Annotated in this window: 24 protein-coding genes and 1 riboswitch; of the genes, 12 read left to right on the top strand and 12 right to left on the bottom strand. The window is 39.1% G+C overall.

Annotated elements, in window-relative coordinates:
* Nucleotides 1-169: 169 nt before the first annotated feature.
* From IQ10_RS06365 to IQ10_RS06340, 6 genes are all read right to left on the bottom strand, one after another.
* Nucleotides 170-994: a carbonic anhydrase gene (locus IQ10_RS06365; RefSeq protein ID WP_144449641.1), complete on the bottom strand. Its 825-nt coding sequence runs from the start codon at nucleotides 992-994 to the stop codon at nucleotides 170-172.
* Between the two features lie 484 nt (nucleotides 995-1,478).
* The gene (locus tag IQ10_RS06360; RefSeq protein ID WP_144449640.1) at nucleotides 1,479-2,045 is read right to left on the bottom strand and encodes a DUF2179 domain-containing protein; all 567 of its coding nucleotides are present in this window, start codon (nucleotides 2,043-2,045) and stop codon (nucleotides 1,479-1,481) included.
* A 236-nt stretch (nucleotides 2,046-2,281) separates the two neighbouring features.
* Nucleotides 2,282-3,340, bottom strand: a complete 1,059-nt coding sequence (locus IQ10_RS06355) for a peptidoglycan-binding protein (protein ID WP_277877945.1) — start codon at nucleotides 3,338-3,340, stop codon at nucleotides 2,282-2,284.
* A 234-nt stretch (nucleotides 3,341-3,574) separates the two neighbouring features.
* Nucleotides 3,575-4,519, bottom strand: coding sequence for a carbohydrate kinase family protein (locus tag IQ10_RS06350; protein ID WP_144449639.1), 945 nt, complete (start codon nucleotides 4,517-4,519; stop codon nucleotides 3,575-3,577).
* The gene (locus IQ10_RS06345) at nucleotides 4,516-5,367 is read right to left on the bottom strand and encodes a PRD domain-containing protein (RefSeq protein ID WP_144449638.1); all 852 of its coding nucleotides are present in this window, start codon (nucleotides 5,365-5,367) and stop codon (nucleotides 4,516-4,518) included. Before IQ10_RS06345 ends, IQ10_RS06350 begins: the two co-directional genes overlap by 4 nt.
* A gap of 102 nt (nucleotides 5,368-5,469) precedes the next feature.
* Nucleotides 5,470-5,991: a PTS sugar transporter subunit IIA gene (locus tag IQ10_RS06340; protein ID WP_144449637.1), complete on the bottom strand. Its 522-nt coding sequence runs from the start codon at nucleotides 5,989-5,991 to the stop codon at nucleotides 5,470-5,472.
* A gap of 335 nt (nucleotides 5,992-6,326) precedes the next feature.
* On the opposite strand from IQ10_RS06340, the gene IQ10_RS06335 reads away from it, so the two are divergent.
* From IQ10_RS06335 to IQ10_RS06320, 4 genes are all read left to right on the top strand, one after another.
* Nucleotides 6,327-6,416, top strand: a complete 90-nt coding sequence (locus tag IQ10_RS06335; protein WP_144449636.1) for a YjcZ family sporulation protein — start codon at nucleotides 6,327-6,329, stop codon at nucleotides 6,414-6,416.
* 410 nt (nucleotides 6,417-6,826) lie between these two features.
* Entirely contained in the window at nucleotides 6,827-7,039 is a 213-nt protein-coding gene (locus tag IQ10_RS18165) for a YjcZ family sporulation protein (protein WP_199757389.1), read from the top strand.
* 185 nt (nucleotides 7,040-7,224) lie between these two features.
* A riboswitch (purine riboswitch) is annotated at nucleotides 7,225-7,326 on the top strand.
* A 99-nt stretch (nucleotides 7,327-7,425) separates the two neighbouring features.
* Nucleotides 7,426-8,022: a xanthine phosphoribosyltransferase gene (locus tag IQ10_RS06325; protein WP_144449635.1), complete on the top strand. Its 597-nt coding sequence runs from the start codon at nucleotides 7,426-7,428 to the stop codon at nucleotides 8,020-8,022.
* A 12-nt stretch (nucleotides 8,023-8,034) separates the two neighbouring features.
* Nucleotides 8,035-9,558 carry an NCS2 family permease gene (locus IQ10_RS06320; RefSeq protein ID WP_144449634.1) on the top strand — a complete coding sequence of 508 codons (1,524 nt, stop codon included), beginning with the start codon at nucleotides 8,035-8,037 and terminating at the stop codon, nucleotides 9,556-9,558.
* Nucleotides 9,559-9,623: 65 nt separating this feature from the next.
* Here IQ10_RS06320 and IQ10_RS06315 read toward each other — a convergent pair whose 3' ends face one another.
* A complete protein-coding gene (locus IQ10_RS06315; protein WP_144449633.1) occupies nucleotides 9,624-10,370 on the bottom strand; it encodes an SDR family NAD(P)-dependent oxidoreductase in 747 nt (248 codons plus the stop codon).
* Between the two features lie 83 nt (nucleotides 10,371-10,453).
* Here IQ10_RS06315 and IQ10_RS06310 point away from each other — a divergent pair, with 83 nt between their 5' ends.
* The 6 genes from IQ10_RS06310 (at nucleotide 10,454) to IQ10_RS06285 (ending at nucleotide 16,992) form a co-directional block, all read left to right on the top strand.
* The gene (locus IQ10_RS06310) at nucleotides 10,454-11,251 is read left to right on the top strand and encodes a carotenoid biosynthesis protein (protein WP_144449632.1); all 798 of its coding nucleotides are present in this window, start codon (nucleotides 10,454-10,456) and stop codon (nucleotides 11,249-11,251) included.
* The gene (locus IQ10_RS06305) at nucleotides 11,244-11,969 is read left to right on the top strand and encodes a lysophospholipid acyltransferase family protein (RefSeq protein ID WP_158639999.1); all 726 of its coding nucleotides are present in this window, start codon (nucleotides 11,244-11,246) and stop codon (nucleotides 11,967-11,969) included. Before IQ10_RS06310 ends, IQ10_RS06305 begins: the two co-directional genes overlap by 8 nt.
* Nucleotides 11,969-13,078: a glycosyltransferase family 2 protein gene (locus IQ10_RS06300; RefSeq protein ID WP_199757388.1), complete on the top strand. Its 1,110-nt coding sequence runs from the start codon at nucleotides 11,969-11,971 to the stop codon at nucleotides 13,076-13,078. Before IQ10_RS06305 ends, IQ10_RS06300 begins: the two co-directional genes overlap by 1 nt.
* On the top strand, nucleotides 13,054-14,553 hold the full coding sequence (locus IQ10_RS06295; RefSeq protein WP_144449630.1) for a phytoene desaturase family protein: 1,500 nt from the start codon (nucleotides 13,054-13,056) through the stop codon (nucleotides 14,551-14,553). Before IQ10_RS06300 ends, IQ10_RS06295 begins: the two co-directional genes overlap by 25 nt.
* A gap of 104 nt (nucleotides 14,554-14,657) precedes the next feature.
* The gene (locus tag IQ10_RS06290; RefSeq protein WP_437177671.1) at nucleotides 14,658-15,536 is read left to right on the top strand and encodes a dimethylarginine dimethylaminohydrolase family protein; all 879 of its coding nucleotides are present in this window, start codon (nucleotides 14,658-14,660) and stop codon (nucleotides 15,534-15,536) included.
* Between the two features lie 91 nt (nucleotides 15,537-15,627).
* Nucleotides 15,628-16,992 (top strand): amino acid permease, encoded by a 1,365-nt coding sequence (locus IQ10_RS06285; protein ID WP_144449628.1) that lies wholly within the window; start codon nucleotides 15,628-15,630, stop codon nucleotides 16,990-16,992.
* On the opposite strand, the gene IQ10_RS06280 is transcribed toward IQ10_RS06285, so the two are convergent.
* From IQ10_RS06280 to IQ10_RS06260, 5 genes are all read right to left on the bottom strand, one after another.
* The gene (locus IQ10_RS06280) at nucleotides 16,984-17,610 is read right to left on the bottom strand and encodes a LysE family transporter (RefSeq protein ID WP_144449627.1); all 627 of its coding nucleotides are present in this window, start codon (nucleotides 17,608-17,610) and stop codon (nucleotides 16,984-16,986) included. The genes IQ10_RS06285 and IQ10_RS06280 overlap by 9 nt on opposite strands.
* 132 nt (nucleotides 17,611-17,742) lie before the next feature.
* The gene (locus tag IQ10_RS06275) at nucleotides 17,743-18,021 is read right to left on the bottom strand and encodes a hypothetical protein (RefSeq protein ID WP_144449626.1); all 279 of its coding nucleotides are present in this window, start codon (nucleotides 18,019-18,021) and stop codon (nucleotides 17,743-17,745) included.
* 146 nt (nucleotides 18,022-18,167) lie between these two features.
* On the bottom strand, nucleotides 18,168-19,007 hold the full coding sequence (locus tag IQ10_RS06270) for a phytoene/squalene synthase family protein (RefSeq protein WP_144449625.1): 840 nt from the start codon (nucleotides 19,005-19,007) through the stop codon (nucleotides 18,168-18,170).
* Nucleotides 19,008-19,022: 15 nt separating this feature from the next.
* The gene (locus tag IQ10_RS06265) at nucleotides 19,023-20,477 is read right to left on the bottom strand and encodes a phytoene desaturase family protein (RefSeq protein ID WP_144449624.1); all 1,455 of its coding nucleotides are present in this window, start codon (nucleotides 20,475-20,477) and stop codon (nucleotides 19,023-19,025) included.
* Nucleotides 20,474-21,970 (bottom strand): phytoene desaturase family protein, encoded by a 1,497-nt coding sequence (locus IQ10_RS06260; RefSeq protein WP_144449623.1) that lies wholly within the window; start codon nucleotides 21,968-21,970, stop codon nucleotides 20,474-20,476. Before IQ10_RS06260 ends, IQ10_RS06265 begins: the two co-directional genes overlap by 4 nt.
* Nucleotides 21,971-22,476: 506 nt before the next feature.
* Here IQ10_RS06260 and IQ10_RS06255 point away from each other — a divergent pair.
* On the top strand, nucleotides 22,477-22,821 hold the full coding sequence (locus IQ10_RS06255; protein WP_144449622.1) for a DsrE family protein: 345 nt from the start codon (nucleotides 22,477-22,479) through the stop codon (nucleotides 22,819-22,821).
* Between the two features lie 16 nt (nucleotides 22,822-22,837).
* Entirely contained in the window at nucleotides 22,838-23,587 is a 750-nt protein-coding gene (locus IQ10_RS06250; RefSeq protein WP_144449621.1) for an ABC transporter ATP-binding protein, read from the top strand.
* The last annotated feature ends 11 nt before the right edge of the window (nucleotides 23,588-23,598 follow it).

The raw sequence follows: 23,598 nt of genomic DNA, 5'->3' as shown, positions 1-23,598 counted from the left end.
ACTTCATTTTAAACGATAGAGCGATTTTTTTGTGCCCTTTTTTTATTTGAAATGACAAAAAAGAGGGCTGCCCATAAGGTCATTTTATGACCTTATGGGACAGCCCCTTTTAGTGGATTTAAAGAAATGTGACCTCATCAAAACTTCAACTAGCACTTTTATCTTTTATTTAATTCTCGGTAATATCTCGTTCGATTAAAGGCTGAACTGGTCGATGGTTCTCCTCGAAAATTTCTTGGAATGCTTGGATTTGTTCCTTCGACATCTCAATTGGCTGCTTAAAAACGATCCATTTCACTTCTTCCGTACACGGAGGAGTCGTTAACGAACCAGTGTAATGGAAGGATGATTGGTCTTCAGGTAGGAGATTTTGTAGGTTGATAGGCTCATTTATGGGAATCTCATTTTCTGTTTCTTCTTTTGGCAAGTCATCCCATACGGATGCAAGGTTTTCATTTTCTTTTCCTTCTTGAATCATCACACCAAGTACGGCCAGTTTACCATTTATATCTTGGTGGACCAGATGCAATTCCATATCATAATGTTGCCCATTAAATTGATGTTCACTTGGCGTATGGAAATGAAATTGTACCAGTTGATATTCTTGGCCTTCTACAATAATACCATTGTTTAGCTCAGTGGCGTTCGCCTGAACAGTATGACCATTATTAACAAGGGAAAAAGAAGCAGGCTCATACTTAATTTCAATATTTTCTATACTTTCACTTGTGTCCACTTGAGAGAATTCTATATTAATTGGTGATTGTTCACTTCCATCGACACAGGTCGAGTAAGTGGGATCCAGTTCCCCCCAATGTTCTGGTCCTGATTCCCCTTCATAAGACCAATGAGCAAGCTTTTCACTATGAGCCTCTTGTTCTTTTTGCGATTCATTATCAGATTCAGTAGATACAGTGGTGTTTTCCGTCTGTTGCGAGCACGCAGCTAGTGCAAAAAATGCAATGAAGAAAAAAGAGGTTATTTTCTTATTCATATTAGGCATTTCTCCTTTTTGATGTTTTTTACTTCCATTCATACGATATCAAAACTATAAAAGAATTCAAAAAAATCTCATGTGAAAAATAGTATAAATCCAAAAATCGGTATGAAAATACTAAAAAAAAACCGCTACTTAGAAAGAATATGGGAAATAGCTTTTGATACTTTATCCCCAATTAATTTATATCCTTCATTAGCTTTCAAAGATGAGAATGTGAAGTGAACATTGATATTTCGTGAATACTAAATTTAGCGCTTTTAAATGTTCGCTTGAATAATGGTAAAGAATTTTACATTTCCAACAGGATAATGTAAAACATTTATGAGTATTTGAGGGTTTCTCAATGTTTTTTTATTTGGGTGTTCGAAAATTCCAAGGTGAAGAGATGAATGACACAGAGGTGCTATCAGATTAAGAAAAGGAGGAAAGAAACAAGGGGCTTTTTGGGACAGCCCCGTGATAAAAATGGATGGATCGATTAAGATACTTTTGAAGATGCTTTTGCTTTGCTTCGTAAAAATTTCTCTTTTCTTTTCTTCATTGCTTTCGTAATATATCCACCTTTAAAATTACGAGGCTCATATGAAACAATGAACGCACTTGGCTCATATGAACTAACAATGTCGATGAATTCCTTCTCGCGATCTCGTCTAGCTGTACAATCTAAGCGATAACGACGCGCCTGATGCATTCCTTCTACCTCAGCTGTCGATACACTAAAACCAACCTCACGAAGACGTTCTGTCAGTCGATCATTTCTCTCCATAGTATTCACTTCAATAGTCACATAACCTATCGCAAGCTTTTGCTCAATAATCTGTCCTATATATATACCTATACCGAAACCAAGCGCATAGGAAGCCATATTCAAATAGTTAGATAAATCACTAAACACAATTCCAAGCGCCACAACATAAATGACACCTTCTAATATCCCCATTGCCGATGCTTTTTCTTTCATCCCTTTGACCATCATAATCGTTCGTAACGTTAACACTGGTACGTATAAAAGTTGAGCAACGAAAATAATTAACGCTTGAAGCATATCCAATCACCTACTTTCTAACTTTTACAACTAATGTAGTGTAACAGGAAAAATCTACTTATGCTAGCCTATTTTTGAAAAGAATTTTCAAATAATTTTTATCAATATTTCAACTTAATGACAACATGAATAATCAGCCTGATTTTACGTATAAAGCACAAAATTCATTAGATAAAAGGCTCTTTTTTAGTGCAGTAAAAAAACTGGTAGCTCATGGAACTACCAGGTTATCATGATTAATCAATAATTGTAACTGTCACTGTTTGACGACCAAATTGGATTGCTTCTTCTTTTGTAGGGAAATGAAGATCGACCTTATTTCCTTGAATCGCTCCACCTGTATCACCAGCAACGGCTTCACCGTAACCTTCTACATGTACACGAGTTCCAAGCGGAATGACACTTGGGTCAACAGCAATGACCTTTTTGTTTGGATTGTTTCGAAGGTCGATTCCAGTTGCTGTCACACCCGAGCACCCGTCACAGTAAGCTGTGTAAGCTGTTGCTTCCATTTCAAACGTAGCTTGGTTGTCTTCAGCTGGTGCTTCATTATTGCTTACAGGAGCAGACTGTTCTACTTGCTCTGTTGCAGCCTCTGTAACGACTGGTTCTGGATTTTCAGCTGGTTCTGGACTTTCAGCCGGTTCTGAACTTTCAACTGGTTCTTCAACTGGTTCTGAACTTTCAACTGGTTCTGGACTTTCAGCCGGTTCTTCAACAGGCTCCTCTTTCGCTGTAACAGGAGCTGCTTGTGCCTCCTGTTTTGGTTCAACAACTTGAGCCTTGTAATTGAATAATGCTGCATACGTTTGCGGGCCAGCTAACCCGTCTACCATTATCCCTTGTGAAGTCTGAAAGGAAGTGACAGCAATATGTGTAAGCGGGCCAAACAACCCATCTAAATTTCCTTGATAGTAGCCAAGGTTTTGCAATCTTTCTTGTAGGTCTTCTACAAGGACACCCTTATCCCCTTCTGATAACACAGTAAGTGCACCAAATGTTTGAGGGCCAGCTATTCCATCGACCATTAAATTGTGCTTTTCTTGAAAGCTTCGAATCGCTTGAGATGTATTTTTGTCATAGACACCATTTACTTGTATATCTTCATATAGACCTTTTTCTGTTAATAACTCTTGCAATGTTTGTACTTGCTCACTATCCATACCTTTATGGAGCAATTTACTTCCTAGTTCACTAGCCTCTGAGATTGATGGAGCTGTAAAAATCATAAATCCCGCTGTTGCAAGCGGCAATCCGATATTACGCAAAACTCTTGATGTTCGATTTATTTTCAAAATGAAAACCTCCTTGCGTTTTGTCTAACGATTGCAAGATTATCAGTTAGACAATCTGTAAGCAAGTCTTTCAAGCTGTTTTAATCGAATTGAAATCTTTTTGTAATGTGAATAACGATTTTAGCCGTAGATGTTACTTGGTTGAAATAGTATTGGATAGTATTGATATTTTTTTCAATATATTGGAACCACAAAAAAAGGCATCCATTTAATGAATACCTTCTCTATCATGATTTAACTTTCAAGTTGTTTCTTCACTTCCTCTAGTGTCGGCAAAGCTGTCATCGCACCACGCGTTGAAGCAGCAAGTGCCCCAGAAACCGATGCAAAACGAACAATTTCTTTCCAACGATCAAGCGAAAGTTCTTCAACTGATCCATTTTCTTCATTTAATTGATAAAGAATGCCTGAGACAAACGCATCCCCAGCACCCGTTGTATCGACTGTTTGGACTTTCATTGCGGGAACGTGAACTGTTTGTCCTTGTGTATGAATATAGCTACCCAAATGACCACATGTCACAAGCAAAACAGGAAGCTGGTAGGATTCAAGCTTCTTAATCCCAGCATCTAGCTCCTTCTCACCTGTTAAAAACTCTAGCTCTTCTTCTGAAATCTTTACAACATCAGCTTCAGCTAGCATGGATAAAATCGTCTCTCTTGCTTGCTCTTCTGTCGGCCATAAGCCAAGACGTAGGTTTGGATCATATGAGACAATCATGCCATTTTCTTTTGCTAATCTTACAGCCTCTTTTGTTGCACTATGGCTTGGCTCACTAATCATTGAAATCGAACCAAAATGAAGAACTCTATTTTCTGTAAATAAAGAAGGATCTAATTCATCCTTTGATAGAAACCTGTCTGCACTTGGATCAATATAAAAGCTGAAATTCCGTTCCCCTGTTTTGTCTAATGTTACAAAGACTACTCCTGTGCGAGCCTCATCTGTTAAGTTCATATGCGTTACATTTACCCCGTGCGCTTTTAACGTGTCACACATAAATTCACCAAGTACATCATTTCCGACTTTTCCTAAAAAGCTAGATTTAGCGCCTAACTTTGCAAGTGCTACAGCAACATTTGCTGGTGCACCTCCAGGACTTTTCTGATATGTCATGTTCTCTTCATCTAATGGGATGAAATCAATTAGTGCTTCACCTAAACTAATAACGCCTTTCATTCTGACACCTCGTCTTCATTTTTTCGTTGAATTCGCTGAATATGTAACGTCAAATAAACAAGCTCTGATTGAGGAAGAGAGAAATCATAATGTTGCGATAAATATTCACTTAGCTCAACAGCCGTTTCATAAGAGCGTTGATGCTTTTCTTTCACAAGTTGATGCATGTCTTCATCAACATCATGAAAAGCTTCCCCCTCTGATACTCGCTTAAGCGCAAAATTCAAGTGAGTAAGTAGTCGCTGATACGAAATGGAATCTTCATCAACCTTCACCTTTAATGTTTCTTCTATTTTCTCAATCAGTTCATTTAATAAAACCGTTGTATTCATCGCTTCAGTCATTGTCGTTGTGTTCATCTTTGCTGTGTGTAAATGAAGAGCAATATGACCCGCTTCGTCCTCCGGCAAACGAACTTTCAATTTCTTTGCGATATGATCAATTGCCCATAATCCAATTTCATATTCTGCAGCATAAAGCACTCGAATTTCATTTAACAGTTTATTTTTCAATTCAAAGCCTTGATTAAATCGTTCAATCGCAAACGAAAGATGATCTGTTAAGGCAACATGAATATGCTCATTTAATTTTGTTTTTAAGGCTTTTTCTGCATATGTAATAATTTCTTCAGCAATCACAATATGAGCTTCAGGAAGGAGATCAATAATTTGTGCGAACTTTTCATATTCACGTTCATCTTTCATAACGAACACCTTTTCGATTTTTTCTGGATTGATGATATCATTTTTCCCTTTTCCAAAAGCAATCCCAGGTCCCATCACAATAATTTCCTCTTGCTCTTCTTTGACAACGACAACATTGTTGTTCAGCACTTTGTTTATTCTCATTCTTTTTAGCTCCTAGCTTCCTTTGTCCTAAGCTTCATCATAGCCGATTATGGAGCAGAAAAAAAGTGAAACTCCTAAAGAAGCCTCACTTTTTCACTTCAATTAACCTTTAGACTTGATTGTTAATAAAGGCGTCTCCCCAGCAACCGTTTCAGTAGCAGGTTCTTTTACAACACTATCAAGGTCATCCATATTTGTGATCACAACAGGAGTGATTGTGCTCGCTGCTTTTTCTTTTACAAGATCTAAATCGAAATCAACGAGTGCATCACCGAGCTTCACTTTATCGCCTTCTTTTACATGAGCCGTAAAGCCCTCACCTTTCATATTAACTGTCTCAAGACCGATATGAAGCAATACTTCCGCACCGCCTGGAGTTTTAATTCCGATTGCGTGCTTTGTTGGAAATACTTGCATGATTTCACCAGACACTGGAGCTACTACCTTACCTTCTGACGGCTCAATCGCAAAACCGTCTCCCATCATTTTTTGAGAAAAAGTAGGATCTGGAACATCCTCAATCGCAATTAATTTCCCTGTTAACGGGGCATGCACCATTTCCTGTTGTGGTTGAACTGGCGTTGCTTCTTTTTTCTTATCAAGACCGAATAATTTTTTAAACATATCGTATACACCTCTCTGTTTTTTTGTTAAGTAGACTGAAATAAAAAAAGACCTAAAAAAGACAGAGGTAGTTCTATTTTAACCCCCACACTTAATTTAGGTCTTGCCTGATCTCACTCAGTTACAATCCATTTATCTTATTTGCAACAAATATCTTATTACGAAGATAAGCACTTGTCAATTATCCTGGCTTATACGGTGGGTTACACTTACTTTACCCAAGCTCTTTTCTTATCAAACAATAGATGATACATTTTTAATTTCAACTTCTGCCCAAACCCATTTCTTTTCAGTTTCATAAGCTGTATGGAAAAGGTTGAAAGGAGTTGATCGAAATGGGATTTGCCTATCACCATGACTTCACATTAATTGTTGTGTTGTTTATCCTCCTAATCATTGTTGGTTGCGCTTATGGAGGCTGGTAATGCATTAATTGTTCAAAAGCTCTCAGCAACAAAGCTGGGGGCTCCTTTCCGTTTCTAAAAGGTAAACCGTATTTCTTCTTTTCTAAATGAAGATTTGCTACGATTAAGCATGTACTTCTAACTAATATGTAGAAGAGGTGTAGATCATGCTTAATCGATTCTTATCCATATTTAAGAAAAAAAGCTGCTACTTTTGTAAATATACAACATCATACATGCGAAATTATATTACAGATCGAAATGAACGAGTGGTTGTTTGTGATAAATGTTTAGAATATGCAGAAAGACGAGCTTTTAGAAAAGCCTACTAACCGTTTAGTAGTAAAACGTCCAAATTCCGCTAGTACCCAATACCATCTCCCAACCCTTTGCATAGTCTATAGCATACCTTGTTGAAAGGCGGTGTAAGTATGAGATTTTTTGGTGGACCTGGATATGGACCTGTAGCTGGTGCTGGTTATGGCTATTGTGGTGGATATGGACCTGTAGCTGGTGCTGGCTATGATCCTTGTGGTTATGGCTATGGACCTGTAGCTGGTTATGGCAGATGTGGCAGTGGATTTGCGTTGATTGTCGTCTTGTTTATCTTGTTAATTATTATCGGCGCTTCCTTTCACAAATAACTTCATCGACACTCCCTCTTAACAAAGCGCCTCTCAAAGGCGCTTTTTATTATTTTGCTAAATAATGACGTCTGCTCATTAAACTAATTAACGAACGAATTTTCAGAATAAAGTCCATTTATTCGTTTTTTTAGAAAAATGTCTTTCATTCCTTTCATTTATGATCTATACTAACCCCTATACACAAACAATCATAGAAAACAACTCGTATAATCGTAGGGATATGGCCTACAAGTTTCTACCAAGCTACCGTAAATGGCTTGACTACGAATGATGTTTTGACATTCATTTTTTCAAAAACTCGAATGTTAAGCTCTCACTCGTCGTCTACGTGAGAGCTTAACATTCGAGTTTTTGTTTAATTAATAAAAGAGGGAGAGATCGTAATGGAACAACTCAAACAAGCAATTCGTGAACGTGGCAATGTTCTATCAGACCAGGTTTTAAAAGTTGATACATTTTTGAATCATCAAGTTGACGTTAACCTTATGGCTGCCATTGGAGAAGAATTTGCTCGTCTTTTTAGCGAATCTGGGATTACGAAAGTACTAACAATCGAATCTTCTGGTATTGCCCCAAGCTTCATGGCTGCTTCTACTCTTGGAACACCTCTCATTTTTGCAAGAAAAAAGAAGTCCTTGACGATGAATAACGATGTGTTCGTAAGCTCGGTTTACTCTTTTACAAAGCAAGAAACAAATGATATTACCGTTTCAAAGGATTTCCTGGATGCTGGCGATGTGGTCTTAATTATCGATGATTTCTTAGCAAACGGACAAGCTGCACTTGGTTTAATCGATATTGTTCACCAAGCTGGTGCACATGTTGCGGGAATTGGGATTGTCATTGAAAAATCATTTCAAGATGGACGGAAGCTATTAGAAGAACAAGGATATCGCGTTGAATCACTTGCCCGTGTTCATCAGCTGTCTGAGGGTCGCGTTACCTTTGTTGATGAACTCACAACTACGAAAACGAAATAAGGAGAATGAACAATGTCTACAAAAGCGATTCATTACCCATTATATAAGAAAGAAGATACTGATGCTTTTTTCGCCCTTTTTCAAAATAATTTAGCTAATTTTGTTGTGATCGCTGTTACGATGCTAGGAATGGGCTTCCCTGCAAGCATTGTTTTTGGTAAAGTCATTCCTGGTGCAGCAATAGCTGTTATGGTTGGAAATGTATATTATGCCTACATGGCAAAACGTTTGGCACAAAAGGAAGGTCGGACAGATGTAACGGCGCTTTCTTATGGGATTAGCACACCTGTTATGTTCGTCTTTTTATTTGGGGTGCTCGCACCTGCAAATGCTTTAACAGGTGATCATGAGCTTGCTTGGAAAATTGCTGTTGCCGCTGCGTTCTTGAGTGGTCTCGTTGAAGCACTTGTTAGCTTAAGCGGAAACTGGGTTCGCAGTAGACTGCCACGTGCAGCTATGCTTGGTGCACTTGCTGGGGTTGCCTTCACATTTATTGCTGGTGAGATGCTCTTTAATACGTTCGAGATTCCAGTTGTAGGTCTCGTTTCTCTTGCGATTATTATTGTTGGGGTTGTAGCGAAAGTAGCCATGCCATTTCGAATTCCCGCTACATTATTTGCCGTTATTGCAGGGACTATACTTGCCTTTGCTCTTGGCTTTCAATCCCCAAGTCAAATAACAGAAGGTTTAGCAAATGTCGGATTTTATCCAATGCTTCCTACCCTTGCTCCATTTGAAGGAATGTCTTATTTATTCGGTGCACTAATTGGTTTATTGGCGGTATTAATTCCTATCACTCTTTATAATGCGATTGAAACAATGAATAACGTGGATGCGATGTCTGCCGCTGGTGATTCGTATGACGTTCGTGAATGTCAAGCTGTTGACGGGGTTGGAACGATGATCGGAGCGATTTTTGGAGGATTGTTCCCAACTACTGTTTATATCGCCACGGTTGCCTCAAAAGAAATGGGCGCTGGTCGTGGTTATAGCATTTTAAATGCAATTGTCTTCGGTCTTGCAGCGATGTCAGGTATCATTGCCGCACTTGCTGCGATTATACCTTTAGCAGCGGTTGCTCCTATCCTTGTATTTGTAGGGATGTCGATGGTTGGTACAGCCTTCTTATCAAATGACAAAAAGTATTATCCAGCAATTGCGATTGCGATGCTTCCATACTTCGCTAATTACGTGATGACCCGCTTTAATAATCATGCTGGTGAAGTCGTAGCTGGTATTTCGGAGGGAATCGTCCCTCTTGGACAAGGGGCGATGTTTACAGCGATTTTACTCGGTGCTATAACCGTTTCCGTTATTGATAAGAATTTTAAACAAGCAACAATCTTTGCCCTAATAGCAGCATTCTTATCGTTTGTCGGCTTTATGCACGCACCTGCACTAACCATTAATGCAGCCCAAGATTTTACAATTGGCTACATGTTGATTGCTGTATTCTTTGTCTACTGTGGAATTAAGCAAACAGCTTCAGGAGTTGATACTAAAACAAACTCCGTAAAAAAAGGTCGTGTAGCTTAATTTATCTCATTATGGTAGCTTGTCGATGGGTATTTCCACCGACAAGCTTTTTTTGATCAATCCTATTAATGCTCATAAATCATTTTTCTTGTCATGCCACCGTCGATCGTTAAGTTTTCGCCATTGATAAAATGGTTCGCTTCATTTGTTAGAAACAAACATGCTCTAGCAATATCGGCTGGTTCACCAACTCGTTTAGAGAAATGTTGTTCGTGATCAATTTCTCGAAGCTCGTCCATGTCTCCAGTATGAATCCACCCTGGGCTGATCGCATTTACTTGAATGCCCTCTTCTTGAAACGATGCAGCAAGTGCGTGAGTTAAGGCGAGAATGCCACCTTTTGATGCTGCATAAGCTTCGGAGTTAGGTTCAGACATTGTCGCACGAGTTGAGGACATATTGACAATTGATCCTTTTTTACGTTTTCTCATCACTTTACCCGCTTCTCTTGAGCAAAGAAAGACACTCCGTACATTCGTATGTTGAACGTCATCCCACTCCTCAGCTGTTAATTCAAATGGAGATTTCCATCTTGATACACCTGCATTGTTAATTAACACATCAATCTGGCCAAACTGCTGCTCAACATGACTCATCATTTCAACAATATGTGATTCCTTTCTGACATCACATATTATTGGATAAGCCTCACCGTTTTTATCATTTATCTTACTGGCAACCGTTTGTGCATTGCTTTCATTCACATCCGCTACAATCACAATATCACCGTTCTCACCAAACGCCTCAGCGACAGCCGCACCGATACCTTGACCTGCCCCTGTCACAATAACAACTCGTTTCTCCATATTCATTCCTCCTATTTTTATTGTACAATTATTGTACAAATAAATGATTGACCTTTATAATAAGAATAGATGAAAAGGAGGAGCTTGTCATGTCTAACCGTTTTGACCGAATATTATTTCGCTTTTTTCTATTTTGGTATACATGTGGTGTTATTCTCCTCACTTTTGATATTCTCCCGCCATTTCTAGAATGGGCAAATGCCGTTTTTCTCATCTTGTCAGGCTTACTAGGTGTCGTCTACTTTATACGAAACTATGGATTTCAACTCGGCTTGTTTCTATCATTGATGATTTTCTTTGTCACGATATTCATTGAATGGATCGGTGTTCAATTTGGATTATTCTTTGGACATTACTACTACAATCCTGATTTTGGCCTCATTTTTTTTGATGTCCCCTTAACGATTGGCTTTGCTTGGTTAATGGTCATTTCCACAACACATGTCATCACCAAACAAATCGTTCGTCCTATTAAGCAGCCTCTGAAACAAGGTAATATGTATGCATTCATAGGTGCACTGGCTGCCGTTGTTATTGATTTGGTTATTGATCCTGTTGCTTATCTTGTGAAGGAATACTGGATCTGGAATGGAGAAGGTTTTTATTATGGTGTTCCTTTTTCTAATTTCGCAGGTTGGTTTATTTTAGCCTTCATTCTTCACACTCTTGTTTATCTCATCCTCTACCTTCGTTCAAAATGGACGACGGAACAAAGTACATATTGGACCGTTCGGATGGTTTGGCTCTATGCTCTAATGATTTTCATGTTTATGATTCTCGCATTAACAAATGGGTTGATTGGAGCTGCGTTCCTTACTGCAACACTAACAGGCATATTACTCGTTATCTATTTTTCTATTAAAAAAGGTGGCAATCATGATGATTGAAGCCCAAAAAAGCAAGACATTTCGTAAACTATTTCATTTGTACAACAAGTACTGGCTCTTGCGACGCTCCTTTTATTCGGTAAACATACGTGGGAGCTTTCCCAAGACAAATCAGCCAATGCTTGTGCTTGTTAACCATAGCAATTGGTGGGATGGTCTCGTGTCCTATTATGTAACAGAAAAAGTTTGTCACCATGATAGCTACGCAATGATGGGTGAGGAAGGGATGAAGAAATTTCCTTTTTTCCGTAAAATCGGGGCGTTCTCCGTACGGAAAGATCAACCACGTAGTATTCTCACTTCACTAAATTATGCAGCAACGTTACTCGAGCATAAGAAAGCTGTCTGGATCTTTCCACAGGGAGAAGAAAGGCATTTGGAAGAGCGCCCCCTTTTCTTTCAACAAGGAGTTGCTTATTTACTTGAAAAAAAACCTGAAACAATAGTCGTTCCAGTCACTTATTACTATACATTTACCCATCATCAGAGGCCTGAGCTCTATATTGACATTGGTTCAGCCGTTCTTCCTGCAACCACGAACAGAATGTCAAGAAAACAGCAAACAAGTTACCTCGAACAGATTGTCACAAATCAACTAGATCAGCAAAAGAACGCCATCATTCAAAATAAGCTTAATGAATACCGTCCACTTTTAAATGGTACAAAATCAGTAAGCGAATGGCTTCAATGGCTGAAGCCTAGCAGAAAGGATCGTTAATGATTATAGTAGCTCTCATCATCTTACTCTCTTTACTAGTCATTTGGACTTGGATCAATCGCTTGTTTATGCCACGACTGCCACAGCCTATACGTAATCTCCCTCATGACAAAGAAGTGACGATCCTTGTTCCACTGCGTAACGAAGAACGCAATGTAGTAGACCTGCTTACCAGCTTACAAGCGTTAACGTACAAGAATCTTTCCTTCGTGTTTCTTGATGACCACTCAAAAGACAAGACATATTCCTTGTTAAAACACCATTCTAAAAAGCTGAAGCAAGTCGAGATTATTTGCGGAAAGCCCCTTCCAAAAGGCTGGGTCGGTAAGGTTCATGCTTGTCACCAGCTTGGGCAAAGAGCAACAGGCGATTATTTCTTATTTATCGATGCGGACATTAGGCTTGAGCCAAATACGATAGAACAGGCGCTTACATTAATGAATACAGAACAAGTTGGACTACTTTCAGGCTTTCCGCGCTTTCCAACGACAACCTGGCTAAGTCAATTACTTGTTCCGATGCAGCATGTCGTCGTCCTTCTTCATTTGCCGTTGTTTAAAGCAAATCGAACAATTGAACCTGCATTTACAGCGGCTCACGGGGCATTCATGCTCTTTACAAAAGAAACATATGAACAAGTTGGTGGACACAAAACAGTGAAATCGTCTCTCGTTGAGGATGTGCATATAACCCGTGCTGTTAAGCAAATCGGTAAAAAAGCTTGCCTAGCAAATGTGACGGATTCCGTTACATGCCAAATGTATGAAACGAATCGAGAGGTTTGGAAAGGTTTTTCGAAAAATATTTTCCCAGGCCTTGGGCGCTCCATCCCTCTCGTTGTTTTCCTTACAATCTTTTATCTAGCTGTATTTGTTGCACCACTCCCACTAGCCATGTATGGTTTAGTAAAAGGGAGCATACTCTTCATCATCCCCCTTTTACTAACGTGGCTTGTGCGTTTAATCATTGATGTTTTTACTAGACAGGATCGATTCTTATGGCTCCTCATGCCATTTGCGGCTCTAGCACTTCTTGCAACCATGTATTACTCCATGTACCTTGGGCTAAAAGGCAAGGGATTCGAATGGAAGGGGCGTCGATATACGTGAAGAAAAAGGTAGGCATTATCGGAGCAGGACTTGGCGGATTAACATCAGCTATTCTCCTTGCTAACGCAGGCTTTGACGTCCATCTTTATGAAAAAAATACACACCTCGGTGGAAAAATGATGCGCTATCAGCTTGGTGATACCCATTTCGACTTCGGTCCAAATACGATTACGATGCCCTACGTCTTTCAACAGGTCATCAAACAAACGAGAGCAAACCCTGATGATTATTTTCAAATTATCAAACTCGACGTTCATACCCGTAATGTATTTTCAGATGGTAGTACGTTTGATATGTCAACGAATATCGACGAGATGAAGTCCCAGCTAGCACAAAAGGACCCACAAGCAGCTGAAACATTCTCTGTGTACCTTCAAGAAATTACACGACTCTATCAGTTATCAGAAGCACATTTCTTCCCAAAGACCTTTTCAAATTGGAAAGACTATTTTTCTCCTAAGCTAGCTTCTGCTTTAAGGAAAGTACGTCCACTTGAGTCACTTGATCATTTTCACAGACGTTTTTTCAAGCATGAGCATCACGTGCAAATGTTAAATCGTTACGCAACGTATATTGGGTCTTCTCCCTTTATGGCACCTGCAACCTTTGCGATGATTGCCTATCTTGAACTCATTGAGGGTGTCTATTACGTGAAAGGCGGAAATCCAACGATTGCAGAAGGCCTTACAAAACGAGCAATCGAGCTCGGTGTGAAGATTCACCGCGGCATGGAAGTCAAGAAGCTTCATGTACAAAAGCAATCAATTAAAAGGATCGAATGTGAAAATGGTGAACAAAAAGATGTCGATCTCATTGTGATGAACGGAGATTTACTTCAAGTCTTTCCTGAATTAGTAGATGAAAGATTTAGACCTTCTTTTCGCAATGCAAAAATTAGTCGCTTCGAACCGTCTACATCCGCATTTGTCATTCTAGCCTCATTAAACAAGCATATGAAACAGCTTATTCATCACCAAGTGTATTTCAGTGAAGCGTATAAAGAAGAATTTGAGGCTCTTTTTAAAGAGAAACAATATGCAAAAGATCCAACCATTTATATTTGCAATTCTTCTTATACAGATCCATCTGTCTCACCACAGGGAGATAATCTTTTTATTCTTGTTAATGCCCCTGCCTTGACGCCTGAATCGGTAATCGATGAAGAAGCTTATAAACAATTGATTTACCAAAAGCTCGCAGAAAAAGGACTCGACATTCGTCCTTCCATTATTGCAGAGAAAATCATTCGTCCAAAAGACATTTCAAAGCAATTTTATGCTTATCGCGGCTCCTTATATGGACCGTCATCAAATAAAGCGCGCGATGCTTTCTTAAGACCAACAAACCAAGCAAAAGACCTTCACAATCTCTACTTTGTCGGTGGCTCCACTCATCCAGGTGGCGGCTCTCCAATGGTCACATTAAGTGGAATAAATGTAGCCAATCTTATTATAAATGCAAGCTTCACAAAATAATTATCGTTTCAAACACTCTTTAATGGCATCTTCCTCTTCAATTTTTACTCACTTATATTTCAGCTTTTATCGGTCATTCTATAAGAAAGTAAACCAATTGGAGGATGAAGATGTTTTCCATGCTGAAGAAAAAAAACCAACCATTCTGTCGTAGTGAATACGACCCGTTAGAACAGGTCATTCTGTGTAAGCCACAATATATGGAAATTAAAGACGTCATAAACGATACACAAAAGCATTTCAAAAATGAAGGAATCCACATTGAGCTTGCCCTAAAACAACACAAGCAGTTTGTTCATGCGCTAAAATCACAAGGGATTGATGTCATCTTTCTTCCTGCACTAGAAAATTACCCAGAACAGGTTTTCACTCGAGACATTGGCTTCACCCTTGGACAAACGATTTATGTTGCCGAAATGGCGAGCAAAATCAGACAAGGGGAAGAAAATGTGCTTAAAAAATGGCTTGAGGACGAAGAAATTTCTTATTATAACTTGATTGGCGACCGCATCGAAGGTGGAGATGTCATCATTGACCGTAACAAAATCTTCATTGGCCTTAGTAACCGTACAAATCAGGATGCAATCGAGCATATGCGTTCCCTCTTACCTGCATATGAAGTGATAACGATTCCGTTCACAGAAAAATATCTTCATCTTGATTGTGTTTTTAACATCATTTCTCCTCATGAAGCCATTTATTTTCCTAAAGCTTTCACTAAAAAAGAAAGAAACATTCTAAAATACCACTATGATTTGATTGAAGTATCTGAGGAAGAGCAATTTACACTTGGAACAAATGTCTTATCGATTGGACATAAAAAAATATTCAGCTTACCAAGCAATAAACATGTAAATGAACAGCTTCTAAGCCGTGGATTTGAAGTAATTGAAATCGATATAACCGAAATCATTAAATCTGGAGGCTCTTTTCGCTGTTGCACCCTCCCTATCGCTCGCGCAGAAAGTAAACACGAAAAATGAGAACGGAAGATGCCCTCCTTTCTCATTTTTTTGTTTACGTGCCTTTACATAAGAACGATTATTTTTTCTAACACTAACCAATGGGAGGTGGATGAGTGTGAAATCAACATCAGCTGAAAAATCTGAAAAACCGTTGCAATGGTGGCAGTTATCTTTGTTAGGTGTTGCTTGCACGATTGGAACAGGCTTTTTTCTTGGATCAAGCATCGCAATAAGCATGGCTGGTCCTGCTGTTTTATTATCATTTGCCCTTGCAGCTTTAGGCACCTATTTTGTCTTTGAAGCCCTTGCCAAAATGACAATAGCGGATCCCGATAAAGGATCTTTTTGTTCTTATGCTAAAAAAGCGTACGGTCGCTGGGCTGGCTTTTCAAGCGGCTGGGTTTATTGGTCATCTGAAATGTTAATTATCGGAAGTCAAATGACCGCTTTATCGATTTTTTCTCGTTTTTGGTTTCCTGGCATTCCACTTTGGATTTTCGCTTGTATTTATGCTGCCCTTGGATTACTCGTTATTTTAGCTGGCTCAAAAGGGTTTGATCGAATTGAAAATGTACTTGCCGTATTAAAAATAGCTGCCATTCTAATGTTTATCATACTCGCCATTCTTGCCCTTTTTGGTATGTTCGGAAATGGAACAGAGCAACAAACCATTCCACGAACCTATGACGCTATTTTTCCAAATGGCATAAAAGGTCTACTCCCCTCGCTTATTTATGGGTTTTATGGTTTTGGAGGCATTGAAATTATGGGCTTGCTCGCCATTCGTTTAAAAGATAAAACAGAGGCAGCTACATCTGGAAAAGTGATGCTTTTTGTTTTAGGAGCCATTTATATCATCTCTATTGGTCTTGCGCTCATCCTTGTTTCATCAACGACCATTAGTACAGATGAGAGCCCGTTTGTCACCGCATTAAACGTTTATCACATTCGGTACGTTCAAGATATTTTTAATGGTGTTTTTATCATAGCTGGCTTCTCAACTATGGTTGCGTCTTTATTTGCAGTCATTCGTATTCTTGTTACATTAGCAAAAGACAAAGATGCCCCTGCCCTTTTAGCTAAAAAGACGAAGAAAGACATTGCTTTTCCTGCCATAATTCTTACGACTGTTGGGATCATTGTTTCCATTATTCTATCGCTTGTCATGCCTGGACGTATGTATGAATACATCACGACGGCAGCAGGACTGATGCTTTTGTATAACTGGTTTTTCATTCTAGGCTCGTATGGTCGACTATCAGAACTCACGACAATGGATCAGATTAAGCGCTTTGTAGGATTTATCCTTATCCTTCTTGCTGTTTTAGGAACCCTTTTTCATTCAACAAGTAGACCTGGTTTCTTTGTTAGCTTCTTATTTGTTATCATCATTAGTCTCGCTACCCTCATCATGCGGCATTTTTGGAAAAAACCAAAACAATCAAGTGGAACGCTTTTTACGAAATTAAAATAAGTTTTTACATGCTTGAATGCCAAAATACACACCAAAACCAATCAGTGATAATCCAGAAATCGCAGAAATACGGCCTAAGAGCTTAGTCGTTAAATAACGACGCATTCCACTAGCAAGACCAGCCATCGTCACATCCCATACAATAATCCCAATGAAGATGGCTGCACAGTATAAAAGTAACATGTGGTCATCATATGTAGTCACCGTTTTCGCTAGGATAGAACCAAAAATGCCAAGCCAAAACAGGATGTTCAACGGGTTAAATAATGCAATGAAAAACCCAGAAACGAATGATTTTAGATGTGACTCCTTTTTACCTCTCGTCATTTCAATTGACATTTTATTTGCACCAAGCAAGCTTTCAAAGCCCGTATAAACTAATACAAAAAAGCCAAATAACCATAAAAATGATTGAATGAATGGAATTTCAATTAATTGTACTACCCCTACAAAAACGAGCATCATATATACAGCGTCAGCACTTGTTGCCCCTAAGCCAACAAGCCATGAATGCAGAAACCCATTTTTAATGCCTCGGTCAAGCTGTGCAGCATTTACTGGTCCAAGGGGTGCTGCAAGCGACAACCCTAATAAAACATAACTTAGAAAAATGCTCATCTCATCCCTCCGACTCACTCAGTTAGTCAAACCGCTTGTACATTCTATTCCGTTGAACAAGCTCTTACGACGGATGAAGCATAAAAAAACCAAACCTGCCCTTTATGATTAGGGACGATTTGGTTTCCTTTTTTATTCATTTTCTTGCTCTAACTTTACTTCTTCTCCCCCAACAGATAAGTATGTAAACACTTCAAGGTCAGGCTTCATTTTCGATAAACCTTGTACATAAGGCGTAACTAAATCCTTAAAATCCTCATAAACTCCCTCCTCCTGTACTGTTCCATACACATACATTTTTGATTCTTCCATTAAAAAAGCGATATATCCAACAGGCTTTTGTTTATCAGTGACGATATTTAACACTTGCGCATCCTGTTTAATCAGTTCTGGTGAAAAGTATATTTGCACATGATCCCTCCTTTTTCAGCTGTTTGTTAAATAGCCAGTCCTATGATTAGCATGTGATCGTTTGATTAAAAAATACATGCAAAAGCGCCTATTCCATTTAGATTAGACATAGAAATAGGCGCTTTTTAACGTAGACTTATCCTGAATTAGGCTTGCATCTCCATCAAAATTATTTCTTTTTCTTCCTTCGTGACAAAATTTCTTTTTCCGAAAACATCATAATGATTACGACGAATAGAATGTAATATCCCGCGGTACATATGGGCAGAACCTTTGACAGGTAATCTTGCATCTAAAGGGTAATCATCGATCGATACAAGTGCCGTCCTGTAAAGCTCCTCCGCTCTTTTTGCTAGTCCTTCCCAAACATTGATAAAAGCCGTATTAACTCTGCGGTTCATTAGATCATTTACCGTTAAACCATGCTTATCCATCACGTCTTTCGGTAAATAGATTCGGTTGCGATCCAAGTCTTCGCCAACATCACGTAAAATATTTGTGATTTGCATGGCAAGACCAAGAGCAATACCTCCAGCACGTAACTGTCTATGATTGTTAGGTGCAAGAATAGGTAAAAGCATGAGACCGACCGTACTTGCGACGTGATAAGCATAATACTCCATCTCTTCTATCGTCTGATATCTATTTTTCGTCAAATCGATCCGTTGACCTCTAATCATGTCAGAAAATGCTTCTTTATCAACATCGAACCGTTCGAAAACATCCTGAAGAGCGATCCACTTGGAGGTTGGAAGTGGCAATCCTCCTCTTAAAAATCGTTCAAATGTTTCTTCAAACTGATCAAGCTCTTGCGCTGGATTATTTCCTTCATCAACAATGTCATCAACTTCACGACAAAAGGCATAAACAGCCCAAACCGCATTTCTTTTTGCAGCAGGTAAAAGACTAAAGGCTTTTGTAAAGGTCTTCGAATGACGGTTTATGATTTGGAAACAGTCTTCATAAGCAGCATCTAATCGAGTCATTTGATTCCCTCCTTTTTATATTGAAGCTGATTGAAGGCTTTCTTCATGTAAATAGTTTGCTAGCAATTTCGCACCTTGCATCACAATTGGGATTCCGCCTCCTGGATGAGTCGACGCACCGACGGCATAAACATTGTGAAGATTAAACGGTTTCAGTTGAGGACGAAATACGCCTGATTGCGATAAAATCGGTGCAATACCGAAGCTCCCTCCCTCATATAGCCCTTCTTGTCGTGCATCCTCTGGTGTTCGAATGTCTATCCACTCGATCGCTTCACGTAAGCCTGAAAACCCTCTAGCCTCTAGTTCATCCAAACGTCGGTCAACATAATCACCGATTTGTGACCAATCGACTTCTTTTCCTGATGGAACTGGAATGAGAACATATAACACTCCTTTGTTTTCTGGTGCGAGCGTTGGATCAATTTTTGATGGATGAAACACATACATCGATGGGGCCTTTGGTAGCTTCTTATCTATAAAAACATCCTGCATATGCTGCTTAAAGTCATCTGTCATAAGAAACTGATGCACTTCTGCTTCATCGAATATTTTATTTACACCGATATAAAGGAGTAAGCATGCCGATGAGGGAACATATGATTTATGTTTTTCACGACCTTTTATAAGTTTACGTGCTAATGGGAAATCCCCATTCAATACAATTCGGTCGGCTTGCTCTCGTTTTCCATTAACAATCACTCCATTACAATGACGACCAGTCGTTTCTAACTCTTCGACGCAACTATTAAGTTTAATCGTCACGCCTCGTTCTTCTAGCTTTTTCACAAGTAACTGAACGAAACTTGCATACCCGCCTTTGATATACCAAATGCCGTGCTGATGTTCACTAAATGGAACGAGTGAATACATCGCAGGTGAGTTAAAAGGTGCCCCGCCAACATATAAGGTTTGAAAGGAAAATGCTTCTTGAAGTCGTGGGTGTGTAAAATAACTTTCTGCTTGCCCTTTAACCGTCTGATAGGCTTTTAATTTCCAAAGTGTTTTAAGAGAGTCAGGAGAGAGAAATGCGCTCTTTTTAACAAATGAACGATCAAGAAAGGCTTCTTTTCCCTTTTCAAAACGCCATTTCATTTGCTCTAAATAGGCTAGAAATCCATTCTCTTCCCCTGGAAAAACACGGCCGATCTCCTCAATCTGTTTGTCGATGTCACTCCATTTAAGAAAATCAAAACCATCAGGATAGCTTAAACGATACATTGGATCTATACGAACCATTTCCAATTCTTCTCGTCTAATCCCTACTTCACAAAGAATGTCATAGATCATATTTGGAAGGAGAACAATTGTTGGTCCTTTATCAATTTTGTAACCATCCCTCTCAACGAAAGCTAAACGTCCACCCGCCTGTTGATCCTTTTCATAAATGACGACTTCTTCCCCGCGTTTACTTAAATAAAGGGCTGTGACAAGTCCACCAACCCCACTGCCTACAATGATTGTTTTCATTGAATTCGTTTCACTCCTTTATCTGCATCGATCAACAAATTCGTAGTAATCCGAGCGGACTCAAAAATCGTCGGCAAACCACTACCTGGATGCGTTCCCCCACCAACTAACCAACAGTGTTCAAGGTCTTGAAATTTATTATGTGGTCTAAAATACATCATTTGCTTCAAATTGTGAGCAAGATTAAAGGTTGCTCCCCGAAAGATGTGATGCTTCTGCTCCCAATCAATCGGCGTAATGATCTCTTCGGTTTCGAGATGATCTCTTAATCCTTTGAACTCCGTCTTCGTTTCAATTTGCTGATAAATAAGATCACGAAATTCATCTTTATGATTCTCCCAATCAATTAAACTAAAGTTATTCGGCACTGGAGCAAGTAGATACAGCGCAGATTTCCCTTCTGCTGCAAGTGTTGGATCAGTGACACCTGCATTTTGGATATAAATTGATGGATCAGCAGACATTGTCTTTGTCCGCGTTATCTCTTCCACGTTTTTCTTATAGTCTTTGGAAAAAACGATGGTGTGGTGCGACAATTCGTATGTCTGCTTCACTCCTGCATAAATCATAAACGTCGAGCAAGAATAATCTTTTTTTTCTAATTTTTCTTTCGAATAATGTTTCAAATCATCATCAACAAGCGTCGTCATCGCCTGAGCAAAATCAGCGTTGATAATCACCTCATCACAAGCTAACTTCTCGCCATTTTCAAGCTCGATGCCAATCACGGAGCCATTTTTCGTTAAAAGCTTTCGAACTCCTGTATTCGTATGAACCTGACCTCCGAATTCCTTTACGACTGTAGCCATTGCTTCGGGAATTTTATTTAAGCCACCACGCGGATGAAAAATGCCGTATTTATGCTCCATATAAGAAAGAATACTGAAGGCGCCAGGACATTCCCACGGTGACATGCCTAAATATTTCGATTGAAAGGTAAAAGCTAGCATTAATCGTTCATCTGTAAAAAACTTACTTAATACTTTATATAGCGATTGATTTAATGATAGTTGCGGGAGTGCTTTAATCGTGCGCCATCTCCCATAATCAAGCAAAGAGCTATGACGATTTTGGAGAATGGGCATTAGCGCATTCATTTTCTTTTCCGTTTCCTGCATAAAACGCAAGTACCCATCCCCATCACCAGGAAAGAGCTTCTCAATTCTTCCCCTTGTTTCTAATTGATTACGAGAAGGAGAGAAAGAAAGATCATCAAAGCGTAGTTCATATAATGGATCAAGCTCAATCATGTCTAGATAGTCCTCCATTTTCCGATCAACTATCTCAAACAACTCACTAAGAATATGGGGCATACTTAGAAAGGTTGGGCCACGGTCAAATGTGTAACCGTCTCGTTTTAAGGCCGATGTCCGCCCACCTACATACGGTTGTTTCTCAAAAACTTCAACATCATATCCCTGACCAGCAAGTAACATAGCCGCTGCCATTCCACCAGGTCCCGCCCCAATGACAAAAATTTTCTTTGCTGACATGATATCCTTCCTCTCAATTGCTCTTAATCAATATCCTTTAAATTATTTATACATAAGTTATACAAACAGTATATATCTCCGTAGACAGGTTTGCAAATCATATCACTTCTCTCCTTTCAAAATAAAACTTTCATGAGCTTCTACTCTCAACCTAGATAGAAACAAAATCTCTATCCTAATCCGATGGCTCGTCTTTTAAAATGCTCGAGATGCAAAAAAGGCACTTCTCTATTAACAAAAGAAGGACCGACCAATTAGACAAATATGCTGCAGTTATGCTGCATGCACCCCCTTCCAAAAAGGATAAAAGCATTGCTAGCTAGGGATGATCATATCCTTCATTTGCTGGTAGAGTAACTGAATCCACATCGTCTGTTTCTAATATATTTTCCGACTTTATGTCAGAAAAAATCGAATTATACAGTATTTTGTTTTGCCAAATGAACCAATCTTTATTATAATCCTAGTATTCTACTCTGTTTTAAAAACATAAAGGAGGTTATCAGATGCCTAATGTGGTCATCCAAGTAAACAAAAACGGCGATGATTATTTCAATAAAGTTTTAAATAATATGACCAATTTAAAAAACAAACTTGGTGATGAGCTAGTAGAGTGCGAAGTTGTTGTGTTCGGCGATGGCTTAGATCTTTTAGTATCCGAAGATGAAGCCATTCGAAAACGAATTGAAGCTATCTTAGAAATGGGTATTCGCTTTGTCGTTTGTAACAATACACTGACAAGAAAAAACGTAAAAATCGATGATCTCACATGTAGCGTGAACGCTGCAGGATCTGGTGTTGCCCATCTCGTGACAAGACAAGCTGAAGGTTGGGCTTATTTAGCACTTTGATAGAAAGGAGAGTACGATGTCAGCACTTGTACAACTTGAAAATGTAGCCTTTAACTATACCCCCGATTCCCCCATATTGAACAATATTAATTTTGAAATTGAAAATAATACATTTGTTACCATTTTAGGCCCAAGTGGTTGCGGGAAATCAACATTATTAAACTTAATCGCTGGGTTTATCCCTACTTCTAACGGCTCGATTAAAGTGGACGAAAAGCATGTGAAGGCACCTTCTGAAGAAAGAGGATTTGTCTTTCAGGACTTAGCTTTGTTTCCTTGGTTATCTGTCTATAAGAATGTTGAATTCGGCTTAAAAATGCAGAACATTCCTAAAGAAAAACGTGATCAAAAAGTAAAAGAAATGATTGAGCTAGTTGGCCTTTCATCCTATTCAAATTTCCCAATCTCATCCCTTTCAGGTGGGATGAAACAACGAGTCGCACTAGCTAGAACGTTAGCAACAGAACCAAATATCCTATTATTAGATGAGCCGTTTAGTGCACTAGACGCCCAAACTCGTGATGTCTTGCAGGAAGAGCTTCTTGCCCTTCATCAGAAATTATCGATGACGACGATGCTTGTCACTCACAGTATCGACGAAGCTATTTATCTATCAGATACCATTATCCTTCTATCTAAAAACGGTACAATTAAAGAAATCGTTCAGATTGATATAGATAAGCCGAGAGACCGTACGTCTTCATCTTATAACGATTACCAAAAAAAGCTGTATGAATTTTTACGAAATGAACGGCAGCAATCATAGAGGAGAAACGA

This window comes from Halalkalibacter nanhaiisediminis, from assembly GCF_007830185.1.
GTDB classification, from domain to species: domain Bacteria; phylum Bacillota; class Bacilli; order Bacillales; family Bacillaceae_D; genus Halalkalibacter; species Halalkalibacter nanhaiisediminis.
Note: the sequence above shows the minus strand (reverse complement) of the source record. Positions and strands in the feature narration are given on the sequence as shown.